This is a genomic window from Mycobacterium pinniadriaticum, from assembly GCF_026242045.1.
Lineage (GTDB): Bacteria > Actinomycetota > Actinomycetes > Mycobacteriales > Mycobacteriaceae > Mycobacterium > Mycobacterium pinniadriaticum.
Genome location: NZ_JAPJDO010000089.1, coordinates 1 through 2,867 on the forward strand (window position 1 = coordinate 1; position 2,867 = coordinate 2,867).

Annotated in this window: 1 protein-coding gene and 2 pseudogenes; 2 read left to right on the forward strand and 1 reads right to left on the reverse strand. The window is 64.9% G+C overall.

Annotated features, from left to right (window positions below):
- Positions 1–136: 136 nt before the first annotated feature.
- Positions 137–778 (reverse strand): annotated as a pseudogene (locus ORI27_RS32700) (IS21 family transposase); the annotation flags it as partial.
- A 466-nt stretch (positions 779–1,244) separates the two neighbouring features.
- Here ORI27_RS32700 and ORI27_RS32705 point away from each other — a divergent pair.
- Together ORI27_RS32705 and ORI27_RS32710 are read left to right on the forward strand one after the other, a co-directional pair.
- Complete coding sequence (locus ORI27_RS32705; protein ID WP_266001402.1) at positions 1,245–1,982, forward strand: helix-turn-helix domain-containing protein; 738 nt, start codon at positions 1,245–1,247, stop codon at positions 1,980–1,982.
- Between the two features lie 99 nt (positions 1,983–2,081).
- Positions 2,082–2,771, forward strand: a pseudogene (locus tag ORI27_RS32710) (DDE-type integrase/transposase/recombinase); the annotation flags it as partial.
- Positions 2,772–2,867: the final 96 nt, after the last annotated feature.

Below are 2,867 nucleotides of genomic sequence, written 5' to 3' on the forward strand. Positions count from 1 at the left end.
TCCTGCAATGGCTCGATTCCCTCTGACCGTTATGTGCCCGAACTCAACCCAACACCAGAGCGCCAGTGACGTTTCCGGCCGGTCGGGCACATAACACCGCCGGGCACAGAAGTGCGATTATGTGGCGCGCCACATAATCGCACACCAGCCGCGCCGGGACACCGCCGAAGAACTCGAACGCCGCGACATGCGAGGCATTCCAGGATGTTTGGTCCATCCGCAGCACCGGTTGGACGAACAACGCACGCGAGCACGCCAGGATCATCGCGAACACCCACACCGCGATGCGGCGCCCCGATTCCGGGTCACGCCACATGCCGAGCTTGCCGTAGTCGATCTGTGCTTCGCTGCCCGGCTCGACCGCACCGCGCGGAACAGTGACTCTGCCCTCGAGATACCTCTCAGCGAAAGTGGTTGTGATGTAACGCCGTACCGTCGACTCCGATACATCGACGCCATGGTCGTCGCGCAGGCGTTGGGCAATCGTGGCCACTGTCACCGGCACGCCCAGCTGACCGGTGATCCACTGGCGATGCGCCCCGATCAGCGGCCAGGTCACCGCCCGCACCGTCGGATCCATCAACTCCGGGAACCACCGCCCGATCCGTGCCCGCCACACCTCCTCGTCGAACTCCTCCGAGCACGGTGTGAGGCCCTCGGCCAGCGCCGGGGCCACATACTTGCGGATGGTCTTGCGGTCGATGCCCAGTGCCTCATTGATCTGCACCTGGGACCGGCCGGCGTTCCAATGTCGGAACATCTCCACGAAGTCCGTCACGTTCCACGATCTCCTCGCCACTCAAGGCCCCTTCCAGGACCCCTTGGCGGGGCACCCGAACGGAGCGAACCTGAGCAGCACCTCAATCCTCGCCGGACACGCCCCAAGGGTGGGGAATTACGTGACGGCGGGTGGGGAATTACGTGACGGACAACCCCTCAGACCTGGGGAATTACGTGACCGCTGACATTCGGCGAACAGTTTGTTTGACGTTGGCCTGCAAGCACACTGACTGTCGGCCGTCGTTGAGCCACTTGTTGACGGCATCCGCAGTTGGGTGCTCGGCCATTGCCAACGAGGGCAAGCAGTTCCGCCGAAATCAGGTAGGACGCTTACCGGCTCTTCAATTTTAAAGGGGCAGTTGTGATTTCGCTCTCATAGGGTGTGTCGTTGCATGAGGAGGCCCTTGGCCTTCCGAAGTCTGAGAGTTGCGACGCTTTCGGACGGACGAAGGGAACCAAGGGCCGTGTCTGACGGTACGACATTGTTGTTCGGGCTGCCAGGAGTACGAGTCGAGCGTGTCGAGCGGCTCGCCGACGGGACCCGGGTGGTTCATGTGGCAACGGCCGACGAGGCGGCGGCGTGCCCGGCGTGCGGGGTGTTGTCTACGTCGGTGAAGGGCAGGGTGCGCACCTCGCCTCGCGATATCGGCTACGGCGAGGACCGGATTGTGGTGTGCTGGAGCAAGACCCGCTGGCGATGCCGGGAGGACTACTGCGAGCGCAGCTCGTTCACCGAGGCGATCGCGCAGGTTCCGTCGCGGGCGCGGACCACTCGGCGGTTGCGCACCCAGATCGGCGCGGCGATCGGGGAGGCAGCCCGCTCGGTGACCGAGGCCGCCAACAGTCACGGGGTGTCGTGGCCGACCGCGCACCGCGCCTTCGTCGCCCACGCCGAGGGGCTGTTGGGCGAGCCCGATCCCACCCCGGTGCTCGGGATCGACGAGACCCGCCGCGGTAAGCCCCGCTGGGAGCACTGCACCGCGACCGGCCGCTGGGTACGGGTCGACCCCTGGGACACCGGCTTCGTGGACCTGGCCGGTGATCAGGGCCTGCTCGGGCAGCGCGAGGGCCGCACCGGTGCCACGGTGATCGCGTGGCTGTCCGAGCGCAGCGTGGCGTTCCGCGAGGCCATTCAGTTGTCCGTGGCCATGAAAAAGTCCCCACTGGTGGCCAAGTGGAGGTCCCCGCTGGTGGCCAGATAAAAGTCCCCGCCCCGTGTTCGTCGTGTCGATCAGGAGCTGCGGGCCCCGATGGTGACGGTGAAGGTGCCAACCACTCATCGTCACCACCGGGGAGTTCCATTGAAATCTGCGAAGGACCACATGGACATCATTTCGGCCTATCAACAGCTCGGGTCTTACCGAGGTGCCGCCGATCAGTGCGGCACTACCCCCAAGACCGTCAAACGCCACATGGACAAATTCGAGGCTGAGCAGGCCGGGGTGGCGCCTGCGCCACGAGCGCCGCGGGCACACAACTACGACGTGGTGGCCGAGTTGGTCGCCGAACGCGTCGAGAAGTCGCAAGCCCGGATCTCGGCCAAACGTCTGCTACCGATCGCCCGCGCCGCGGGATACGAAGGTTCCCCGCGCAACTTCCGGCGTTTGGTCGCCGAGTCGAAAGCGTTGTGGCGCAGCGATAATCACCGTGGCCGCCGCCCGGCGGTGTGGTCACCGGGACAGTACCTGGTCATCGACTGGGCGCAAGCCGCACCAGGGTTGTTCTTGTTCTGCGCGGTGCTGGCGTTCTCCCGGTGGCGTTTCGTCCGGTTCGCCACCGACCAGAAGGCCTCGACAACGCTGGCGTTGATCGCCGAAGCACTGGCTGCGATTGGCGGGGTTCCCGCACGGGTGTTGGCCGACCGGATGGCCTGCCTCAAAGGCGGTGTGGTCGCCAATGTCGTCGTGCCGACCCCGGACTACGTCCGGCTGGCCGCCCATTACGGATTCGCCCCGGATTTCTGCCACGCCAATGATCCTCTCTTAACCGGCTAATCGGAAGATCCGTCTGTCCTCGACACGCCGTTTTCCTGCGGTTCCTTGACGGCGGTAGTGCGAGATGGGATATGTACATCTCATGGTTAAGGA